The organism is Geomonas diazotrophica, from assembly GCF_018919385.1.
Classification (GTDB): domain Bacteria; phylum Desulfobacterota; class Desulfuromonadia; order Geobacterales; family Geobacteraceae; genus Geomonas; species Geomonas diazotrophica.
On record NZ_JAHLMF010000001.1, the window covers coordinates 25,496 to 42,855 of the forward strand.

General features: G+C 63.5%; 17 protein-coding genes. 11 read left to right on the forward strand and 6 right to left on the reverse strand.

From position 1 onward, the window contains the following. The first annotated feature begins 2 nt into the window (after nt 1-2). From KOM00_RS00130 to KOM00_RS00175, 10 genes are all read left to right on the forward strand, one after another. Entirely contained in the window at nt 3-437 is a 435-nt protein-coding gene (locus KOM00_RS00130) for a c-type cytochrome (RefSeq protein ID WP_216496812.1), read from the forward strand. Between the two features lie 123 nt (nt 438-560). Continuing rightward, the gene (locus KOM00_RS00135; RefSeq protein WP_216496813.1) at nt 561-1,886 is read left to right on the forward strand and encodes a hypothetical protein; all 1,326 of its coding nucleotides are present in this window, start codon (nt 561-563) and stop codon (nt 1,884-1,886) included. A gap of 3 nt (nt 1,887-1,889) precedes the next feature. Beyond that, nucleotides 1,890-3,023 (forward strand): glutathionylspermidine synthase family protein, encoded by a 1,134-nt coding sequence (locus KOM00_RS00140; RefSeq protein ID WP_216496814.1) that lies wholly within the window; start codon nt 1,890-1,892, stop codon nt 3,021-3,023. A 1-nt stretch (nt 3,024) separates the two neighbouring features. Next, nucleotides 3,025-3,441 (forward strand): DUF350 domain-containing protein, encoded by a 417-nt coding sequence (locus KOM00_RS00145; RefSeq protein ID WP_216496815.1) that lies wholly within the window; start codon nt 3,025-3,027, stop codon nt 3,439-3,441. A 364-nt stretch (nt 3,442-3,805) separates the two neighbouring features. Beyond that, entirely contained in the window at nt 3,806-4,546 is a 741-nt protein-coding gene (gene modA / locus KOM00_RS00150; RefSeq protein ID WP_216496816.1) for a molybdate ABC transporter substrate-binding protein, read from the forward strand. Nucleotides 4,547-4,746: 200 nt separating this feature from the next. Continuing rightward, the gene (locus tag KOM00_RS00155; RefSeq protein ID WP_236026657.1) at nt 4,747-6,657 is read left to right on the forward strand and encodes a PAS domain-containing hybrid sensor histidine kinase/response regulator; all 1,911 of its coding nucleotides are present in this window, start codon (nt 4,747-4,749) and stop codon (nt 6,655-6,657) included. A 29-nt stretch (nt 6,658-6,686) separates the two neighbouring features. Continuing rightward, nucleotides 6,687-7,286 (forward strand): response regulator, encoded by a 600-nt coding sequence (locus tag KOM00_RS00160; protein WP_216496818.1) that lies wholly within the window; start codon nt 6,687-6,689, stop codon nt 7,284-7,286. A 164-nt stretch (nt 7,287-7,450) separates the two neighbouring features. Then, nucleotides 7,451-9,508 carry a PocR ligand-binding domain-containing protein gene (locus tag KOM00_RS00165; protein ID WP_216496819.1) on the forward strand — a complete coding sequence of 686 codons (2,058 nt, stop codon included), beginning with the start codon at nt 7,451-7,453 and terminating at the stop codon, nt 9,506-9,508. A 100-nt stretch (nt 9,509-9,608) separates the two neighbouring features. After that, nucleotides 9,609-10,034 (forward strand): MarR family winged helix-turn-helix transcriptional regulator, encoded by a 426-nt coding sequence (locus tag KOM00_RS00170; RefSeq protein ID WP_216496820.1) that lies wholly within the window; start codon nt 9,609-9,611, stop codon nt 10,032-10,034. 226 nt (nt 10,035-10,260) lie between these two features. Next, nucleotides 10,261-12,432: an alpha-amylase family glycosyl hydrolase gene (locus tag KOM00_RS00175; protein WP_216496821.1), complete on the forward strand. Its 2,172-nt coding sequence runs from the start codon at nt 10,261-10,263 to the stop codon at nt 12,430-12,432. Between the two features lie 9 nt (nt 12,433-12,441). Here KOM00_RS00175 and KOM00_RS00180 read toward each other — a convergent pair whose 3' ends face one another. The 4 genes from KOM00_RS00180 to KOM00_RS00195 all read right to left on the reverse strand — a co-directional run bounded on the left by KOM00_RS00180 (nt 12,442) and on the right by KOM00_RS00195 (nt 15,367). Continuing rightward, nucleotides 12,442-13,152 (reverse strand): cytidylate kinase-like family protein, encoded by a 711-nt coding sequence (locus tag KOM00_RS00180; protein WP_216496822.1) that lies wholly within the window; start codon nt 13,150-13,152, stop codon nt 12,442-12,444. A 27-nt stretch (nt 13,153-13,179) separates the two neighbouring features. Beyond that, nucleotides 13,180-13,899 carry a PilZ domain-containing protein gene (locus KOM00_RS00185; RefSeq protein ID WP_216496823.1) on the reverse strand — a complete coding sequence of 240 codons (720 nt, stop codon included), beginning with the start codon at nt 13,897-13,899 and terminating at the stop codon, nt 13,180-13,182. 19 nt (nt 13,900-13,918) lie between these two features. After that, entirely contained in the window at nt 13,919-14,311 is a 393-nt protein-coding gene (locus KOM00_RS00190; RefSeq protein ID WP_216496824.1) for a response regulator, read from the reverse strand. Nucleotides 14,312-14,431: 120 nt separating this feature from the next. Further along, complete coding sequence (locus KOM00_RS00195; RefSeq protein WP_216496825.1) at nt 14,432-15,367, reverse strand: NAD(P)H-binding protein; 936 nt, start codon at nt 15,365-15,367, stop codon at nt 14,432-14,434. A 229-nt stretch (nt 15,368-15,596) separates the two neighbouring features. Here KOM00_RS00195 and KOM00_RS00200 point away from each other — a divergent pair, with 229 nt between their 5' ends. Next, nucleotides 15,597-15,893 carry an MTH1187 family thiamine-binding protein gene (locus tag KOM00_RS00200; protein WP_216496826.1) on the forward strand — a complete coding sequence of 99 codons (297 nt, stop codon included), beginning with the start codon at nt 15,597-15,599 and terminating at the stop codon, nt 15,891-15,893. 64 nt (nt 15,894-15,957) lie between these two features. Here the strand turns inward: KOM00_RS00200 and KOM00_RS00205 are convergent, their stop codons facing one another. Together KOM00_RS00205 and KOM00_RS00210 are read right to left on the reverse strand one after the other, a co-directional pair. Next, the gene (locus KOM00_RS00205; protein WP_216496827.1) at nt 15,958-16,350 is read right to left on the reverse strand and encodes an FKBP-type peptidyl-prolyl cis-trans isomerase; all 393 of its coding nucleotides are present in this window, start codon (nt 16,348-16,350) and stop codon (nt 15,958-15,960) included. Between the two features lie 82 nt (nt 16,351-16,432). Continuing rightward, a complete protein-coding gene (locus KOM00_RS00210; RefSeq protein ID WP_216496828.1) occupies nt 16,433-17,335 on the reverse strand; it encodes an ROK family protein in 903 nt (300 codons plus the stop codon). Nucleotides 17,336-17,360: the final 25 nt, after the last annotated feature.

Below are 17,360 nucleotides of genomic sequence, written 5' to 3' on the forward strand. Positions count from 1 at the left end.
CCGTGACGGTAAGGCCTGCAGCTCCTGCACCGCGCGGTTGCGATCACCACCGTTGCCTGCTCATCCCCGCGGAGGGGGGAGGCAGGGAGGGGGGCTCGATCCTCGGGCCTCCCGCGCTTGCTCTTTTCGCCATGCTCGCGCTGCTCTCCGGCTGCACCGACTCCCCGCCCCCGGGGCCGCCCCCCGCGGCCAGCGCACGCGGCGAACAGCTCTTCAAGGAGCGCTGCGCCCCCTGTCACCCCGACGGCGGCAACGTCATCAATCCCAGGAAGACCCTGCACGGCGGCGTGCTGGCCGACAACGGCATCACCACGTCCGCCGGCATCATAGCCAGGATGCGCAACCCCGGCCCCGGGATGGCCCGCTTCGACCGAGGCACCATCCCGGACGCCGACGCCCGCCTCATCGCCGAATACATCCTCGCCACCTACCGCTGACCGCAGTCCGCGCGACAGGGCCGCCCCACCGGCCACCGGATTAGAGCCCCCTCGTTTTTGCTTATTTACTTTATGCGAACTGTGGCATATATTCCGTCCGCCATTACTTCAGCGGGGAGTGCCATGGGCCTTTTCGAAAAGTTCGAGTTCGAGCAGATGGACGGCCAGCAGGACCAGCCGGAGCGCTCCCTGCGCGGCTGGCAGGAGGGGGAGACCCTCACCATCAGGTACCGGCTCTGGCCCAAGCTCACCACGCTCATCACGCCGTTCATCCTGTTCCCCTTCTTCCAGCTCTTCCTGGAGGAGGGCTTCTTCGTCTTCCAGATCATCTGCGTCATCGCCCTGGTGGCCTGCCTGGAGATCGGCTCGGACTGCCTGCTCACCCAGGAGGTCATGCTCACCCCGGACCGGATCTACAAGAAGGGGATCCTGGGCATCCAGGAGATACCCGTCTACGACCTGAAGCTGCACGTGAACAAGCAGCAGGACCTGAAACTCTGCCACGGTTCGGAAAAGAACCCGCGCGAGTCGATCAAGGTGTACCGGTACCTGATCAGCGAGGATGATTTTGCCGACGCTTTGGGCTACCTGCAGGACGTCCACCATGTCAGCTTCACCGGCCGGACCTCCGGCGCCACCGAATCCCGCTGCAGCAAGATCGCCCTGGACCAGTTCATGAAGGCCGCGGGGAGCTACCGTCTCATGGCCGGTTTTTTCCTGCTGTTCGCCCTCATCGCCATATTCACCGTCGGGCTCTCCAACGTCTTCATGGGGATGGCCCTTTCCCTCCCCGCCTACCCGATCCGGGTCTCCGGCATCGCCCTCGCCGTCTCCGGCTTCTTCCTGATCAGGCACTGGAGCGCCCCCTCCCGCCGCAGCGGCGAGGCAGGGGTGGCACCGGTCATGGACCGGCTGGAGCGCGCGGATCTGAACGCCTTCTACTGCGCCACGGTTGCCGTGGTCGTCGCGGCTTTGGGCCTGACGCTCTTCGCCCTGTTCGGCAACGCCCTCGACCTGTACCTCTTCATGATCGTGGCATGGTTCTACTTCCGGGACGGCTACCCGCGCCTTTCCACCTGGGAGCGGCTCTCGGCCGGAAAGACCGCTCCGGAGAGCGCCGCCGTCCCGGCGCAGCTACTGCCGCGGCGCTCCCTGCAGATCTCCCTGGTGCTCATGGGGGCACTGGCCGTCGTGAGCTATGGCGAGGAGAACCACTACCTCTACGCCAACAAGAAGGACTGCCAGGACGACTGGGGCGACGCGGCCTGCCGTGAACTCCCCGGTGACGCCAATGCTTCGGGCGGCGGCAGCTATGGAGGCGGGGCGCACTACTACGGGCCGCGCTACGGCAGCGGTACCGGCAGGGCCACCCGCGCCATGGGGGTGACCAGCGTGAGCCGCGGGGGCTTCGGCTCGCTGGGCGGCTTCCACGCCGGCTTCGGGGGGTAGCCGGTGCAAAGGATCGCGGTGACGCCGCGCGACAATTGGCAGGAACGGGTGGAGTCGGTGGGCATGCTCTACCACACCATCGACGGCGCGCCGTACTGGGACGAGTCCGCCTGCTACCGGTTCACGCGCGCCGAGATCGACACGATCGACGTCGCCACCGCCGAGCTGCACTCGCTCTGCCTGCAGGCCGTGGAGGAGGTGATCCGGCGCGACCTCTTCGCAAAGCTCCGTATCCCGAAGGAGTTCGCCGCGAAGGTGATCGACTCCTGGGAGAACGACGAGCCCACCCTCTACGGCCGCTTCGACCTGGTCTGGGACGGCAACGGCGCACCCAAGATGTACGAGTACAACGCGGACACCCCCACCTCGCTCCTGGAGGCGAGCGTGGTGCAGTGGTTCTGGCTTCGGGAGACCCGCCCCGACCACGACCAGTTCAATTCCATCCACGAAAAGCTGATCCGCTTCTGGCAGCGCTGGCCCGGCCTGGAACGGACGCCGGTCCACTTCGCCTGCGCCGGCGACGCGATCGAGGACCTGGGCAACCTGGAATACCTGCGCGACACCGCACTGCAGGGGGGAGCGCGCACGCGCAGGCTCTTCATCGAGGAGATCGGCTGGGACAGCGCCAGGATGGACTTCGTCGACCTGGACGAGGCGCCCATCAGGGTCCTGTTCAAGCTCTACCCGTGGGAGTGGATGATCCGCGAGGAGTTCGGCCGCCACCTCACCCGGGCGAGGATCCGTCTGCTGGAGCCCGCCTGGAAGATGGTGCTCAGCAACAAGGGGATTCTCCCCATCCTGTGGGATCTGTTCGAAGGGCACCCGAACCTTTTGCAGGCAAGCTTCGAGGAGCGCCCCATGCAGGGGGAGTTTGTCCGTAAGCCGCTCTTCTCCCGGGAAGGCAGCAACATCGAGATCCACCGGGAAGGGGGCGTGCTCAGCACCCCCGGCAGCTACGGCGGCGACGGCTGCATCCTGCAGCGCTACCAGCCGCTCCCCTGTTTCGGCGGCAACTACCCGGTGATCGGCTCCTGGGTGATCGACGGCGACCCCGCCGGGATCGGCATCCGCGAGGACGCAACGGAGATCACCACCAACGGCAGCAGGTTCCTGCCGCACTACTTCGTGGAGGGGTGAGATGAATTCGGTAACGGTGGTGGAGTCCCTGGGGGGAGTGAACGGCTACTTCCTGAATTTGCTGGCTGCAGCACTGCTGGTGGCCCTTTTCTGCGTGATCTACGTGCGCATCACCCCCTACCCGGAGTTCAAACTGATAGCCGAGGGCAAGGTGGCGCCTGCCGTCAGCTTCGCAGGCGCGCTGCTTGGATTCGTCATATCCCTCGCCAGCGCCATCTCCCACAGCGTCTCGTTTCTGGACATGCTGGTCTGGGCCGCCGTTGCCCTCCTGGTCCAGCTGCTGGTGTTCCTCGTACTGCGCCTGCTCTTCGCCGACTTGAGCCGCGCCATCGCCGGCAACGTGCTGGCCCCGGCCATCCTGCTCGGAGCACTCTCCCTGGCCGCCGGCATCCTGAGCGCCGCCTGCATGACCTACTAGAACCGCCCCCGCGGCAACGAGACCGGGGGGAACGTCGCACCGGCGCCCCCACGCCTTCTCTCCTGCCTTCTCTCCACGCCTTCTCTCCTGCCTTCTCTCCTGCCTTCTCTCCTGCCTTCTCTCCTGCCTTCTCCTTCTCCCGTCGCCCCCTCCGCTCCCGCTCCCTGCCGGATCACTTGGCAACTGCCCCTTTTTCCGGCAGCCCCACCTCGCCGACCACCCTGTTCTTCCTTCCAAACACCCTTCATCATTGAGGATGAGGCTGCACCGGCAACGATGGCACACGTTATGTAACCGGGGCAACGACGGCCAACACCGCGGACATTCCCGCACCCGTCCCATTTCGACAACAAAGGAGCACGCCATGAGAAAACTGTTGATCCAGGTAGCCTCGTCCCTCTTCGTCCTGTTGCTGCTCTCCGCTCCTGCCCTGGCTGGAGAGGTCGCTGTTTCTGCCGCCGCCAGTCTCAAGGAGGCGGTGAACGAGCTCGCCGAGCGCTTCGCGAAAGCGCACCCCGGCGTCAGGATCGTGCCGAACTACGGGGCTTCCGGCACCCTCGCGAAGCAGATCGAGAGCGGCGCCCCGGCCGACATCTTCATCGCGGCCAACGAGGAGTGGATGACCTACCTGAAGCAAAGGAGACTGGTTTCCGCCAGCGACACACTTGCCTGCAACACCCTCGTCTTCGCCGGCAGCACCGAGAAAAAGGTAACCGGCATGCACGACCTCGCCGCGCTGGGGAGGATCGCCATGGGAAGCCCCAAGAGCGTCCCCGCCGGCGAGTACGCAACCGAGGCCATCAGCAAAGCCGGCCTGACGCAGCAACTGAGCGGGAAGCTGGTGTTCGCCAAGGACGTCAGGGAAAGCATGATGTACGCCGAGCGAGGCGAAGTCGAAGGGGCCTTCGTCTACCGCACCGACGCCCTGCTGGGAAGGCGTGCCCGGATCCTCTTCACCGTGCCGCAGCAGCTCTATCCGCGCATCAGCTACCCCATGGCGCTCACGACGTCTGCTGCGGGAAAGAGCGAGGCGGCCGCTTTTATCCGGTACCTCAAAGGGCCCGAGGCTGTGTCTGTCTTGAGAAAGTACGGGTTCAGTTTTTAACCATAAATTAATTGAAGAATTGAAATAGCGCACTGGCATCACCGAGACGTTGGTCACTATAAACCTCTTTTTTTGCGCTACAATATATGAATTAGGGGGCTGGCAAGAAATCTATTTGAGAGCGACAAATTATCTGATAATAATGCCCATCGACTCAAGCAAGAGATCTAGACCCGAGCATGGATGCGCAGAGGTTCAAGATGCCAACTAAAGACAATATTCCTTCCAACACACACCCGTCCTCGGGCGGCAACGCGGCCGGTTCCGACGGTCGCCGTCCCGTCCTGGAGCAGATGCTGGCAGACCACTACCTCAAAATCCTGGCGCAGGCACCGGTGCTGATATGGCGCGCCAACACAAAGGCGGAGTGCGACTGGTTCAACAACACCTGGCTCTCGTTCACCGGCCGGACCATGGAACAGGAATACGGCAGCGGGTGGGCCGAGGGGGTGCACCAGGAGGACCTGAAGCGTTGCGTCGACATCTGGCTGGGGGCCTTCGAGAAGCGGGAGAGCTTCGAGATGGAATACCGTCTGCGCCGTCATGACGGGGAGTTCCGCTGGATCCTGGACATCGGCCGCCCCATCGACGCGGTGGACGGCTGCTTCGCCGGCTACATCGGCTACTGTTTCGACATCACCGATCGCAAAAAGGCCGAGATGGACCTGGTGCTGGCCCGGGAGAGCGCCGAGGCGGCGAACCGGGCCAAGAGCGACTTCCTGGCCAACATGAGCCACGAGATCCGCACCCCGATGAACAGCATCATGGGGATGTCCCAGCTGCTCGCCTTCACCGACCTCACCGCGGAGCAGAAGGAGTACGTGGACGGCATCCTCTCCTCCTCCGAAGGGCTGCTCGCCATCATCAACGACATCCTCGACCTTTCCAAGGTGGAAGCAGGCAAGATCGACCTGGAGCTGCACGGCTTCAGCATCAGGCGCAGCATCTACGAGGTCATCAAGGCCCAGATGAGCTCCGTCATGGAGAAGGGTCTTTTCCTCAGGCCGGAAATAGCCGAGGACGTGCCCGAAACCCTGGTGGGGGACCAGCTGAGGCTGAAGCAGGTGCTCTTGAACATCGTGGGCAACGCCATCAAGTTCACCAGGGAGGGAGGGATCACCATCTCCGTCTCCGTACAGGAATATCGCGAACAGGTCGCCGTCCTCGGGATCAGCGTTACCGACACCGGCATCGGCATCACAAACGAGGCCATCGAGCGCATCTTCTCCCCTTTCGGCCAGGAGGACAGCTCCACCACGCGGAAGTACGGCGGCACCGGGCTTGGGCTTTCCATCAGCAGCAAGCTCGTCGAGCTCATGGGGGGACGGATCTGGGCCGAGAGCCGCAAGGACGCGGGGAGCAGCTTCCACATGGTGATCCCGTTTCGGCGCTCCGACGAGCGGCAGGACCCGCGCACGCCGGCCAGGAGCGACATCAGGCGGCTATGGGAGGGGGAGAAGCTGCACATCCTGCTGGCCGACGACCAGGAAACCAACCGCAACATCATGTCCCGGCTGCTGGAACGCTTCGGGCACGAGCTCGACACCGCGGTCAACGGGGAAGATGTGCTGCGGAAATGGCGTGAGAAACGGTTCGATGTCATCCTCATGGACGTGGAGATGCCGACCATGGACGGCAACGAGGCGATGCGCCGCATCAGGGAAATGGAGCAGACCTCCGGTGGTCGGACTGCCATCATCGCCCTCACGGCCCACGCCCTCAAGAACCAGCAGGAGCAGTTCCTGAACCTCGGGTACGACGGCTACGTCCCCAAGCCGGTTGAAATTGCGTCTTTGCTGCAGGAGTTGAAGCGCTGCCTGCAGTTGTCTCCCGTGCACCACGAAGCCCCGCCCGGCGCCGCCGCGCCCCAAGCGGCAGGGAGTGTTGACATCACAAAACTTGCCGACATACTTACTTCCGTGATCCCGCTGTTAAAGCAGAGAAACATGGGAGTGTTGGACAAGGTGAACGACCTCGCCTCTGCAGTTCCCGAATTTCCCCTGCTGTCTCAGCTGAACCAGCAAATCAGACAGTTCGACTGCACCGGAGCCCTGCAGACAGTGCAAAGGCTGTGCGAGGAGTTGGACATCCAGATTGACCAGCGTCTGTAAGCAGACTTCCTGGTCGCATCGAGGGCCCGGTGGGTAAAAAAACCGTTCTTGTCGTAGATGACACCATCGACAATCTCATCATCCTCTACAAGGTGCTTCGATCCGAGTACGAAGTCATCGGCGCCAACAGCGGCGCCGAGGCGCTGCGACTGGTCCAATCCACCCCTCCCGACCTGATCCTTTTGGACATCATGATGCCGGAAATGGACGGCTACGAGGTGTGCCGCCTGCTCAAACAGGACCCGCTGCTGCGGGACATTCCGGTCATGTTCATCACAGCGCTCAACGAGGAGGTCGATGAGACGCGCGGGTTCGAGGCGGGTGCGGTCGATTTCATCAACAAACCGATCAAGCCGGCCATCCTCGCCCGCCGGGTGGCGGTGCACCTCGAGCTGCGGTCCCAGAAAGAGGCACTGCAGCGCCGGAACCAGGAATTGCAGGCTGCCCTCTCCAGGGTCAAGGAACTTTCCGGACTCCTCCCCATCTGCATGACATGCAAGAAGATCCGCGACGACCAGGGGTACTGGAACCAGTTGGAGTCGTACATCTCGGAACACTCCGAGGTTCTCTTCAGCCACAGTTACTGCCCCGAGTGTGCCGAGGTCGCCATGACGGACTTTCTCAAGTAAAGGGCTTACTCTTCTCGGACGACATCTTTACGAAGTTTCCCTTTGTCCACTTCCTTTTCCCTCATTGACACTTTTCCCGGATACTCTATTAAGTAATAAAGGCTAACGCCGTGACGGCTCTTACATAGCGGACTTGAATGACATTGCGGATAACGCGAGACCAGATGAAATACTCCATCGCCGAGCTTCTCGACATCCCCAAGCTGCAAGCGATCCTCGACAGTCTCTACGAGGTGTCCGGGATCCCGTCCGCCATCATCGACCTGGAGGGGAAGATCCTGACCGGCTCCGGATGGCAGGACATCTGTACAAGGTACCACCGCGTTAACCCCACCACCGAGCGGTTCTGCATCGAAAGCGACCGGAAAATCACCAGCGGCCTGCAGGACCAGCAGCGCCACGTCCAGATCACCTGCCCCCTGGGGCTCACCGACACAGCCACCCCGCTCATCATCGAGGGGGATCATCTCGCCAACATCTTCACCGGTCAGCTCTTCCTGAAACCTCCCGATCGCGGCCGCTTCCGCCTTCAGGCCGAGCGGTACGGCTTCGAGGAAGCCTCGTACCTGCTTGCCATGGATCGCGTCCCGGTCATCAGCCAGGAGAGGCTGGACCAGAACCTTTTCTTCATCGCCAACCTGACCGAACTCCTCGCGATGCAGGGGCTGACCCAACTGAGGAGTCTCGAGGTCCAGGAGTGCCTGCGCGAGAGCGAGGAGCGCGTGCAGCAGATCATCGCCAGCGCGCAGGAAGGGATCATCGTCTACGACCGCGGGCTGCGCTTCCAGGTCTGGAACCGTTACATGGAAGAGTTGTCCGGCTTTAGCGCGGAGCAGGTCATCGGCAGGCTTCCCGAAGAGGTCTTTCCGATGCTGGAGCGGGCGGGGGTGGTCCAGAGGCTGCGGCGGGTCCTCTCCGGCGACGGCGTCGAATCCGACGAGGTGGAATTGAAGTTCCCCGATTCGGGCCGTACGGTTTGGCATTCGGACACACTGGCCCCCCTCAGAAACGCCGCAGGCGAAATCGTCGGCGTCATCGCCACCGTGCGTGACATAACCGAACGCAAACAGACCGAGGAACAGCTGCGGCAGGCACTGAAAATGGAATCGGTGGGGAGGCTGGCGGGAGGGGTGGCCCACGACTTCAACAACATGCTCACCGTGATCATGGGACAGGCACAACTGGCACAGATGAAGATCACCCCGGGGCATGAGCTGTGGCAGCCGCTGGAGCAGATCGCCACCGCGGCGCAGCGCTCCAGCCAGATCACCCGCCAGTTGCTCGCCTTCTCCCGCAAGGAGATCATCGACCCGCGGCCGATCGACCTGAACCAGCTCGTCGCCGTGACGCAGAAGACGCTACTGAGGCTCATCGAGGAGAGCATCATACTGAACTTCCGCCCGGGGGCCGACCTTTGGAGCGTCAAGATGGATCCGTCCCAGGTCGACCAGATCCTGGTGAACCTCGCCGTCAACGCCCGCGACGCCATGCCCGACGGGGGCGTCCTCTCCATCCACACGGACAACGTGCACCTGAGCCAGAAAAGCTGCCAGTACCTGCGCGACTCGGTCCCTGGCGATTACGTGCAGCTGGTCGTGAGCGACACGGGGGTAGGGATGGGAGAAGAGGTGCTGGAGCACGTCTTCGAACCGTTCTACACGACCAAGGGGATAGGCAAGGGGACCGGGCTGGGGCTCGCCACCGTGTACGGCATCGTCCGGCAAAACGGCGGCTTCATCAACGTCTATTCGGAGGCGGGGCACGGCACCTCCTTCAAGATCTACCTCCCCCGCAGCAGCGGCGCCGCCCCGGCGGAAGCCCCGAAGAGGTGCACCGATGTCCGGATCGGCACAGGAACCGTGCTGCTCGTCGAGGACAACGACATGGTGCGCACGGTTACCCGGTCCTACCTGGAGGAGCTGGGATATCACGTCATAGTTGCCGACACCCCCCAGGCGGGGATCGACATCTGCACCGGGAGGGAGAACAGGATCGACCTGGTGCTGACCGACGTCATCATGCCCGGGATGAGCGGCAACGACATGGTCCAAGAGATCAAGGCGTCCTTTCCCGAGGTGAAGGTGCTGTTCATGTCCGGCTACACGGCCGACCTCGTGGCAAGGAGCGGCGTGGTCGAAGAGGGGATGCACTTCATCCAGAAACCGTTCGACATCAGCACCCTTTCCGTCAAGATCGAGGACACCTTCCTCTCCGACGACTGACCCTGCTTCGCCTGAGGCTTTCCCAACCGGCAGGGCGCAGTTTGAACCGGCCGGTTTTTTTTCTTGACTTTAGTTTGCCGTCAAACTAAGTTCCCGTCTCATGGAAACCAGGAACATCGCCGCCATCATCAGCGACACCCGCGCCGGGATCAACCGGTACCTGCTCCAGGAGCTCAAGCGCCTGGGGATCGAGGGACTCGCCCCTTCGCACGGAGCCATCCTGTACCACCTCTTCAACAACGAGCAGGTCACCATGAAGGACCTGGCCAAGGCGGTGCGCCGGGACAAGTCGACGGTGACCGCCCTGGTGGGGAAACTGGTCGCCAACGGCTACGTGGACAAGGTGAGCAGCACCCTGGACCAAAGGACCGTGTACGTCAGGCTGTCGCAGCGGGGACAGGCGCTGCAGCCCGTCTTCGAGGAGGTGTCGCGCAACCTGATCGACCAGATGTGGCGCGGCGTCGACGAGGCGGAGCAACGGGAGCTGGTCCGCCTGTTGAAGAAGATCCGCGCCAACCTTCCCTGACCCCCTCCCCCCGCCCGCTCCCGTAAGCGGGCCATCTGCACCTCCCGACGGAGAAGGGCGAATGATTATTCGCCCCTACAAGATGTCCGCTCCCCTCCTTTGACGGGAGGGTAATCCATCGTCCGCCCCACCTGTTGCCAACCGGCCAAACTCCGCTACTGTTCTAACTTGTTTGCCCAAAAGACAACTCTGCCGGTGGCGCGGCCGCCGGCTAGGGAGGTGCGCGATGGCATACAGTCCCTGGATCGGCAACCTCAAGGTGAACGGGCGCTGGGGGAACTACGGCACGGTAAAGCTCCTGCTGGACGAGACGATGAGCGGCGCGAACCCGGGCCGGCTCCAGGTAACGGTGGAGATCGCGGCCCAGGATATTCCACCGGAAGGGTTCGAGGTGGAGCTCTTCAGCAACCTGAACCGCCGCGACTTCGTCAAGACCCACGAGCCGCTCGCGGACTCCGGAGGCCCCACGTCGTACTGGATGCCCTACCGGATGTCGTACCAGGGGAGATCCTTCGACAACCTGGTCTTCACCCTGGAACTGCCGGTCGTGAAGTGCGGCGCCTACCGTATCACCGCCCGCTACCGCGGCGCGGGCTCCGACACCTGGTGGTGGCACAACGATTTCGCCCCCTGGCCGGGGCAACAGTTGCAGCGCGACTGCGCCGTGGTCGTCTCTCCCCAGAAGGCCGCCCAAGCCCGCCTTTACGAGGCCAACGCCCTCACCGTCGAGGCGCTGGCCGGCGGCTCGTACGAGAACCGCAGCACCCTGGACGACTTCCTCTCCACCCACGACTTCGACGGCTTCAACCCCTTCCAGCTCACCTACATCACCAAGGACCTCGGCTTCAACACGCTCTGGCTCATGCCGGTCTTCCCCAACACGCAGTGGCGCTGGGACCGCCAGAAGTGGGATTGGGCGTCCAACGACAGCCCGGGGAGCCCCTACTCGTCGCGGGACTACTGGAGCATCAACCGGTGGCTCGCCGACAACGCCGCGCCGGCCCGTGCCCTCGAGCTGTTCCAGATCCTGTTCCGGGAGGCAAGCGACGTCGACCTGGACGTCTTCATAGACCTGGCCTTCAACCACGCCGGCCGCGACGTCATCTACGGGGAAGGGGGCGTCGACCTCGGCTTTTGCACCATGCAGCAGGAGGAAGAGTGGATCCGCCAGCACCGCCCTTCCTGGTGCACCCGCGGCACGGCCTTCGTCGACGGGCACAGCGTCCCCTACTATCGCGAGGCTGCCCGCTCCGACTTCGAGTGCGCGGTCTGGGCACCTGCCGATCGCCTCAACGAGCACATCTGGGACGACGCCAACGTGGACTGGTTCTTCGGGGACTACTCCGCCCTGGGTCCCAAACCAGGCCGCGCCACCGACTACTGGGGCAACCCGGTGACGCACTGGGACCCGAAGGGGAACGCCGAGGACGAGCGGGACATCCTCTACAGCGACCTCGCCTCGGACAACGAGACGGAAAGGCTCTGGCAGTACTTCGGCTACATCCTCCCCTACTGGATCGAGAAGACGGGCGGGAAGCTGGCCGGGATCCGCGCAGACTTCGCCCAGGGCCTTCCCAACCACCTCTGGGAGTACATCGTGAACCGCACCAGGAAAGCGCGCTGGGACTTCATCTTCCTGGCCGAGGTGCTCGACCCGGACGTGATCCAGTACCGGCTGAACCGCGTCTTCGACGTCCTGACCACCAAGGACCACCACCTGTACCGGATGAACGCGGTGCGGATGACCGACCTCTTCCACTCGCTGGAGGCGGAAAGCGCCCTTTTCGGCGGGGAGGCGCTGGTGATGCACAACGGCTCCAGCCACGACGAGGTCGGCAACGACGACAAGTGGGCCATGATGGCGCGCTACGCCGTGACCGCCTCCAGCTACGGTCTCCCCATGGTCTTCATGGGGCAGCCGCTGGGACTGCCGGACAAGCTCCCCTTTAGGGACAGCTGGGCGAACATGTACAAGGCATGGACCGAAGATATCCCGGATCGGGAGGCCGTGGGTAGGATGTACCTGAAGATCAACCAGGCGCGCGACGCGGCGCCGGAACTGCGGGAGCCGAACCGCTACTTCCTGAGCCTGGTCGAAGGCGGGTTCCACGAGGAGATCTATTCGGTGGCGCGCTGGCGCGGGGAGGATGGAGAACGGGACGCGGTGACGCTGGTCTTCGTCAACCTGGACATCTCTCACGGCAACGCGGGCACCTTCCGGTTGCCGGGGAACATCAGGCTTTCCGGGCAATACCAGGCGAGGAACCTGGTGGCGGACGACCCGAACCGTCGGCTGTGGCCGGCGGCGCGCAGTGCCCAGGAGATCCATGAAAACGGCATCTACGTCGTCTTCACCCTCCCCAACGAGGTGCAGTACCTGAAGCTGGAGCCGGTCTGATCATCTGGTTCAGGCCGCCCTTCCCAGCACGAAGTCGGCGATGGTGTGGGCGATCCGGTCGGAGGAGCAGCGGTCGTTGTTGAAGAGCATGTCGTAGAGGGCGGGATCACGGCCGTCCTGGTTCAGGAAGTCCTTGGTGAAGCGGTCGCGCACCTTTTGCTGCCGGTGCATGAGCTTCTCGGCCTCTTCCTCCTCGATGCTTAGGCGGCGGGCCAGCGTCGCGATCTTGAACGGCTCGGAGCCGAAGATCCTGAAGTGGTAGGAATGCTCCAGGTGCCTGGCCACGATGGCGCCGCCAAGGTCCAGGATCAGGACGTTTCCCTGCTCGGCGAGCGCCACCACGTGCTGGGAGAGGGGGAGAAAGTAGTCGTAGTTGCTTTTCCAGCGTGAGGAGAAGGTGGCCAGGATCTCGGAAAGGAGCCGGTTGTTTTCGCCCAGCGTCTGCAGGATCTCCTGGGACAGGTTGTGGCGCTTGGCGACCTCCTCGACGATGGCCCGGTCGATCATGACCCATTCCTCGCCGGTCCTCTGCATGAGGATGTCGCGCAAAAGTTCGGCGGTCGGGTAACCGGTACAGCCGTACTCCCGGGAGATGGTGATGCAGGGGCGGGCTTTGGGCTTGGCGTGCCTGGACGCCGCCTTCTCCTTCTGCCTGCGGTTGTACTCCTCCAGGCTCCCGATCCTCAGGTCCACCGACGGTATGAACAGGTTGTCTGGCATGCTTTCTCCTTCGGGGGCGGCTTCACGCTAGCCGCTCATCTCCTTGAGTTCCCGGATCAGGTCGACTTGGCGCTGAAAGATGAACCTGGAGAGCACTCCCTCGGCCTGGCTGTCCGAGCTGATGGAAAACCGGCAGAGTTCGCCCGCGTCACAGCCTGCCACGTCCACCACGGTCGCCGGCACTTCCAGCGGTGCCACCGTGTTGTGCAGCAGGTTCGGCATCATCACCTTGAGCAGCACCTCGTCACCCTTCGCCAGTTGGGTCGGCTGGAGAGTCAGCGCCGAGAAGCCCCCGAGCGACACGTCCAGCGCCTGCGCTGCCACCTTGCGCCCCGAGACGGTGATCTCCGCCTCGCAGGGGGGATCGAGCTCGAGCCGCAGCGAGGCGCGCTGCTCCACCATCAGGTCCACGTAGCTGAAGTTGTGCAGTGACGCTATCATGCGCCGCACGTCCGCGTCCTTGACGTCGGCCAGCAAGGTGTGACTGAAGGTGCCGCACTTGATGCAGGTCCGCCCGGAGAGCCCCAGGGCCACCGCCTGCTGCGGGTGCACGTCCAGCTCCAGGACCTGCCCGCTCACTTCCACCAGGGTGGCCGGGTAGCTGATCGGCAGCCCCTTGTAGTAGTTCACCAGTTTCACCCTGGTCCCCGAGCCGCTCTTGATGATCGCCCTGAAGTTTGCGAGTATCTCCGCGGAGTCCTGCTCGAGGGAGGTTTGCACCGTGGGGCGGTAGAAATTAGGTTCCATGGTCGATCCCTTCCCGGCTTCAGAGCAGGCCGTGACGCTGCAGCATGGCCATCAGGTCGGAACGGGAAACAGGCTTCACCAGGTAGTCGGAACAGTCGCCGTCCCACATCGCCTCTTCCATGTTGGCTGGGGAGTTCAGGGCCGTGGTCATGATGATCACGCTCTTTGGTCCGACACCCCCATCTGCCTTTTCCGCCTGGCGCATCAGCTTGAGGGCCTGCTGCCCATCCATCTCCGGCATGACGATGTCGAGCAGTACCAGGTCGAAGGGGTGCCCCTGCTGCAGGGCCGAGGTGAAGCGATCCACCCCTTCCCGGCCGTTGCCGGCGGTCTCGATCTCCGCCACCCCCTGCAGAAACATGATGAGCCCCTCGCGCAGGAACTCGTTGTCCTCAATGATCAAGCACTTCATGCCTCTCCCCCGCCGCCTCCGGCGCCCGATGCCGGTGCAGCTTCGACTCGTAATCACCGCTGGTTCTGACAACCTTATCGGCGCTTGTTAATTAATCTTGAAGGGGAACACGCCGTTTTTTCATGTGAGTTTTCCCTCCCCCTCCCCGGCTGCCTCCTCGAGTGCCCGGCGCACCGCCTCCTCGAACCCGGTAAGGGGGATGGGAAGGATCTTCCTGATCTCCTGGTCGTGGCAGATGACCTCGTTTCCCAGCCCCTCGATGAGCGGCATGGAAATGGACGGCTTTACCGGCGTGATAAGCCAGACCCAGTAAGACGAGAGCTTCGGGGTCAGGAAAGGAACGGGGATGATCTTGATGAACTTCTTTTCCACCTCCGCGAAGCGCTCCATCATGTCCCGGTAGGAGAGTAGTTCCGGACCGCCGATATCGTAGGTGCGCCCGGCCGTGCGCGTGTCCTTCAGGCACCCCACCAGGTAGGCGATCACGTCCTGAACCGCGATGAACTGGCACCTGGTCGAGACCCAGCGAGGCGTGATCATGACCGGAAGCCTCTCCACGAGGTAACGGATCATCTCGAAGGAGGCGCCCCCCGCGCCGATGATGACGGCGGCCCTCAGGTAGGTGGTCTTGAAAGCACCGCTCTGCAGGATCCTGGCCACCTCCAGGCGGCTCGCCAGGTGCTCGGAGAGCTGGTCCCCCTCCTCCCCCAGCCCCCCCAGGTAGATGACACGCTTCACCCCCTGCATCTCCGCCGCCGCCACGAAGTTCTCCGCCGCCTGGCGGTCGCGCTGCTCGAATCCCGCGCGCTCGCCGGCCATGGCGTGCACCAGGTAGTACGCAGTCTCGATCCCCCGCAGCGGTGCGAGCAGCGAGTTGCGCTGCAAGAGGTCCCCCTGCGCCACCTCCACCTGCGGCGGGAAGACGACGTCCGACCGGCGCACCAGGCACCGGACCGGGATCCCCTCCGCCGCCAGGGCGTCCACCAGCCTCCTCCCGATAAAACCGGTGGCTCCGGTGACAAGTACCTTGGCCTTTACTTCCTCATTTCCACTCACAGTTTCTCCGCTGTTACAGTGCCATGATGCCTGCGAATTGCTTCAGTTTATGTCCTGGACACTCAAAGTCAACACCAGCCGGCACTGTGTAGCGGCGTGTGCGTTGAGCCAGACATCGGTTCGAGTTGAGTTTGCAGCTTTAAAACCGGCTCACCATCTATTATCATTGGTACTCGGATCCGGCTCAGCCGCGGGTCCTCAATGAACTGTCACTCAAGGAGAGAACGTGATGAAAGTTATGGTTGATCTGTGCATAGTGCCGCTGGGTGTCGGCGTCTCCCTTTCCAGCTACATCGCTGCCTGCGAAAAGGTGCTGAACGAGGCCGGTCTGAAGATCGCACTGCATTCCTACGGAACCAACATCGAAGGGGAGTGGGACGAAGTGTTCGCCGCCATCAAGCGCTGTCACGAGACCGTTCACGCCATGGGCGCCCCGCGCATCACCACCACGGTGAAGCTCGGCACCCGCACCGACCGGGAACAGACCATGGAGGACAAGATCAGGAGCGTGAAGGAGAAGATGTAAATAAAGAAAAAGGAAAAGGCCCTGCGAAGGGCCTTTCTCGTGGCGGTAACGGTGGCTTGGCCGGTCACGCGGCCTCAACCGACAGCATTTCGATCTCGAAGAAGACGTCCTGGTCCGCGGGGAGCGGTTCGCGGTAGTCGCGCCTCCCCATGGAAAGGGAGACGTCCCCCCCGGCCCCGGGGCCGAAGTCGTAGGCGACTCCGGGGGCCCGGTTCGTCGAGAAGGCGAAGTGGGACCCAAGCGGAAAGGGGAAGAGGTCGGCCTCGCCGGCAGGCACGCGTATCACGCGATGGTCTCCCCGGGCCATGCCCATAAGCCCCTGCTCCAGGGCGGGAGGAACACGCCCCGCTCCGACGACGAACTCGAGGGTGTTGTGCTCGCCCACGAGGTAGACCCTGCCGTCATCGAGCCTGCACTTGTACCTGATGTTGATCCTTTTGCCGGGTTCGGTTTCCATGCGGCACCGCCTTTTTGGGGAATGGGCCTGAAACCAAACTATAGTAGCAAAGACATTAATTATTTCAAACGTAGCATAGTGCTCAGATTCCGATCCAGGCTGCCCCGAAGACACCGGCGGAATCCCCCAGCCTGTGCTTGAGGATCGGCGTGCGCAGGTCGTTGTGAAAGGCGTAGTGCCGCACCCGCTCGACGCCGGCATGGTACAACTCCTCGATGTTGGAAAGACCTCCCCCAAGGACCACCGCATCGGGGTCGAGGACGGAGATGAGGCCGCCCAGGCTGCGGCCGAAATCGTCGAGGAAGGCGTTGAACGCGAGGAGGGCGCGCGCATCGCCGCGGCGGGCACCGGCCACGATCTCCTCCATGGTGAGACTCACGCCGTTGCGCGCGAGGTACGCCGCCTCGACGCCGGACCCGCTGATCTTGGTCTCGATGCAGCCGCGGTTGCCGCAGTAGCAGGGCGCCCCGGCGGGATCGACGGAGACATGACCCCACTCGCCGCAGATCCGGTGCGGTCCCTCGCGGACCACGCCATGCAGGCAGATCCCGCCCCCGCAGCCGGTCCCCATGATGACCCCGAACACCACCTGGTGCCCGACGCCCGCCCCCATGCGGCACTCGGCCAGGGTGAAGCAGTCCGCATCGTTGCGCACCCCCACCCTTCGCCCCAAAAGCCTCTCCAGGTCAGCCTGGAAGGGGCGGCCGATGAGACAGACCGAGTTGGCGTTGCGCACCAGTCCCGTGACCGCATCCACCGAACCCGGAATGCCCACGCCGATGCGATAGTTGGCCCCCTCCGGCAGCCGTGCCGCGAGGTCGCGCACCAGTTGCACCACCGACTCCAGGATGGCCTGGTACCCCTCGGCCAGGGGGGTGAAGCGGCGCTCCCGCTCCAGGACCGCGTCGCGGGGGTCGAGGAGCACCCCTTCCGTCTTGGTCCCCCCGAGATCGATGCCGATGCGAAACATGTCAGCTGCGGTCATTTGTGCTCCCGAAACAGACCAGCCC

What these genes read in the sequence shown, in the direction of transcription:
- KOM00_RS00135 (WP_216496813.1), top strand. Translation starts at nt 561, where the DNA reads ATGGGCCTTTTCGAAAAGTTCGAGTTCGAGCAGATGGACGGCCAGCAG.
- KOM00_RS00145 (WP_216496815.1), top strand. Translation starts at nt 3,025, where the DNA reads ATGAATTCGGTAACGGTGGTGGAGTCCCTGGGGGGAGTGAACGGCTAC.
- modA (WP_216496816.1), top strand. Translation starts at nt 3,806, where the DNA reads ATGAGAAAACTGTTGATCCAGGTAGCCTCGTCCCTCTTCGTCCTGTTG.
- KOM00_RS00155 (WP_236026657.1), top strand. Translation starts at nt 4,747, where the DNA reads ATGCCAACTAAAGACAATATTCCTTCCAACACACACCCGTCCTCGGGC.
- KOM00_RS00165 (WP_216496819.1), top strand. Translation starts at nt 7,451, where the DNA reads ATGAAATACTCCATCGCCGAGCTTCTCGACATCCCCAAGCTGCAAGCG.
- KOM00_RS00170 (WP_216496820.1), top strand. Translation starts at nt 9,609, where the DNA reads ATGGAAACCAGGAACATCGCCGCCATCATCAGCGACACCCGCGCCGGG.
- KOM00_RS00175 (WP_216496821.1), top strand. Translation starts at nt 10,261, where the DNA reads ATGGCATACAGTCCCTGGATCGGCAACCTCAAGGTGAACGGGCGCTGG.
- KOM00_RS00180 (WP_216496822.1), bottom strand. Translation starts at nt 13,152, where the DNA reads ATGCCAGACAACCTGTTCATACCGTCGGTGGACCTGAGGATCGGGAGC.
- KOM00_RS00185 (WP_216496823.1), bottom strand. Translation starts at nt 13,899, where the DNA reads ATGGAACCTAATTTCTACCGCCCCACGGTGCAAACCTCCCTCGAGCAG.
- KOM00_RS00190 (WP_216496824.1), bottom strand. Translation starts at nt 14,311, where the DNA reads ATGAAGTGCTTGATCATTGAGGACAACGAGTTCCTGCGCGAGGGGCTC.
- KOM00_RS00200 (WP_216496826.1), top strand. Translation starts at nt 15,597, where the DNA reads ATGAAAGTTATGGTTGATCTGTGCATAGTGCCGCTGGGTGTCGGCGTC.
- KOM00_RS00205 (WP_216496827.1), bottom strand. Translation starts at nt 16,350, where the DNA reads ATGGAAACCGAACCCGGCAAAAGGATCAACATCAGGTACAAGTGCAGG.
- KOM00_RS00210 (WP_216496828.1), bottom strand. Translation starts at nt 17,335, where the DNA reads ATGACCGCAGCTGACATGTTTCGCATCGGCATCGATCTCGGGGGGACC.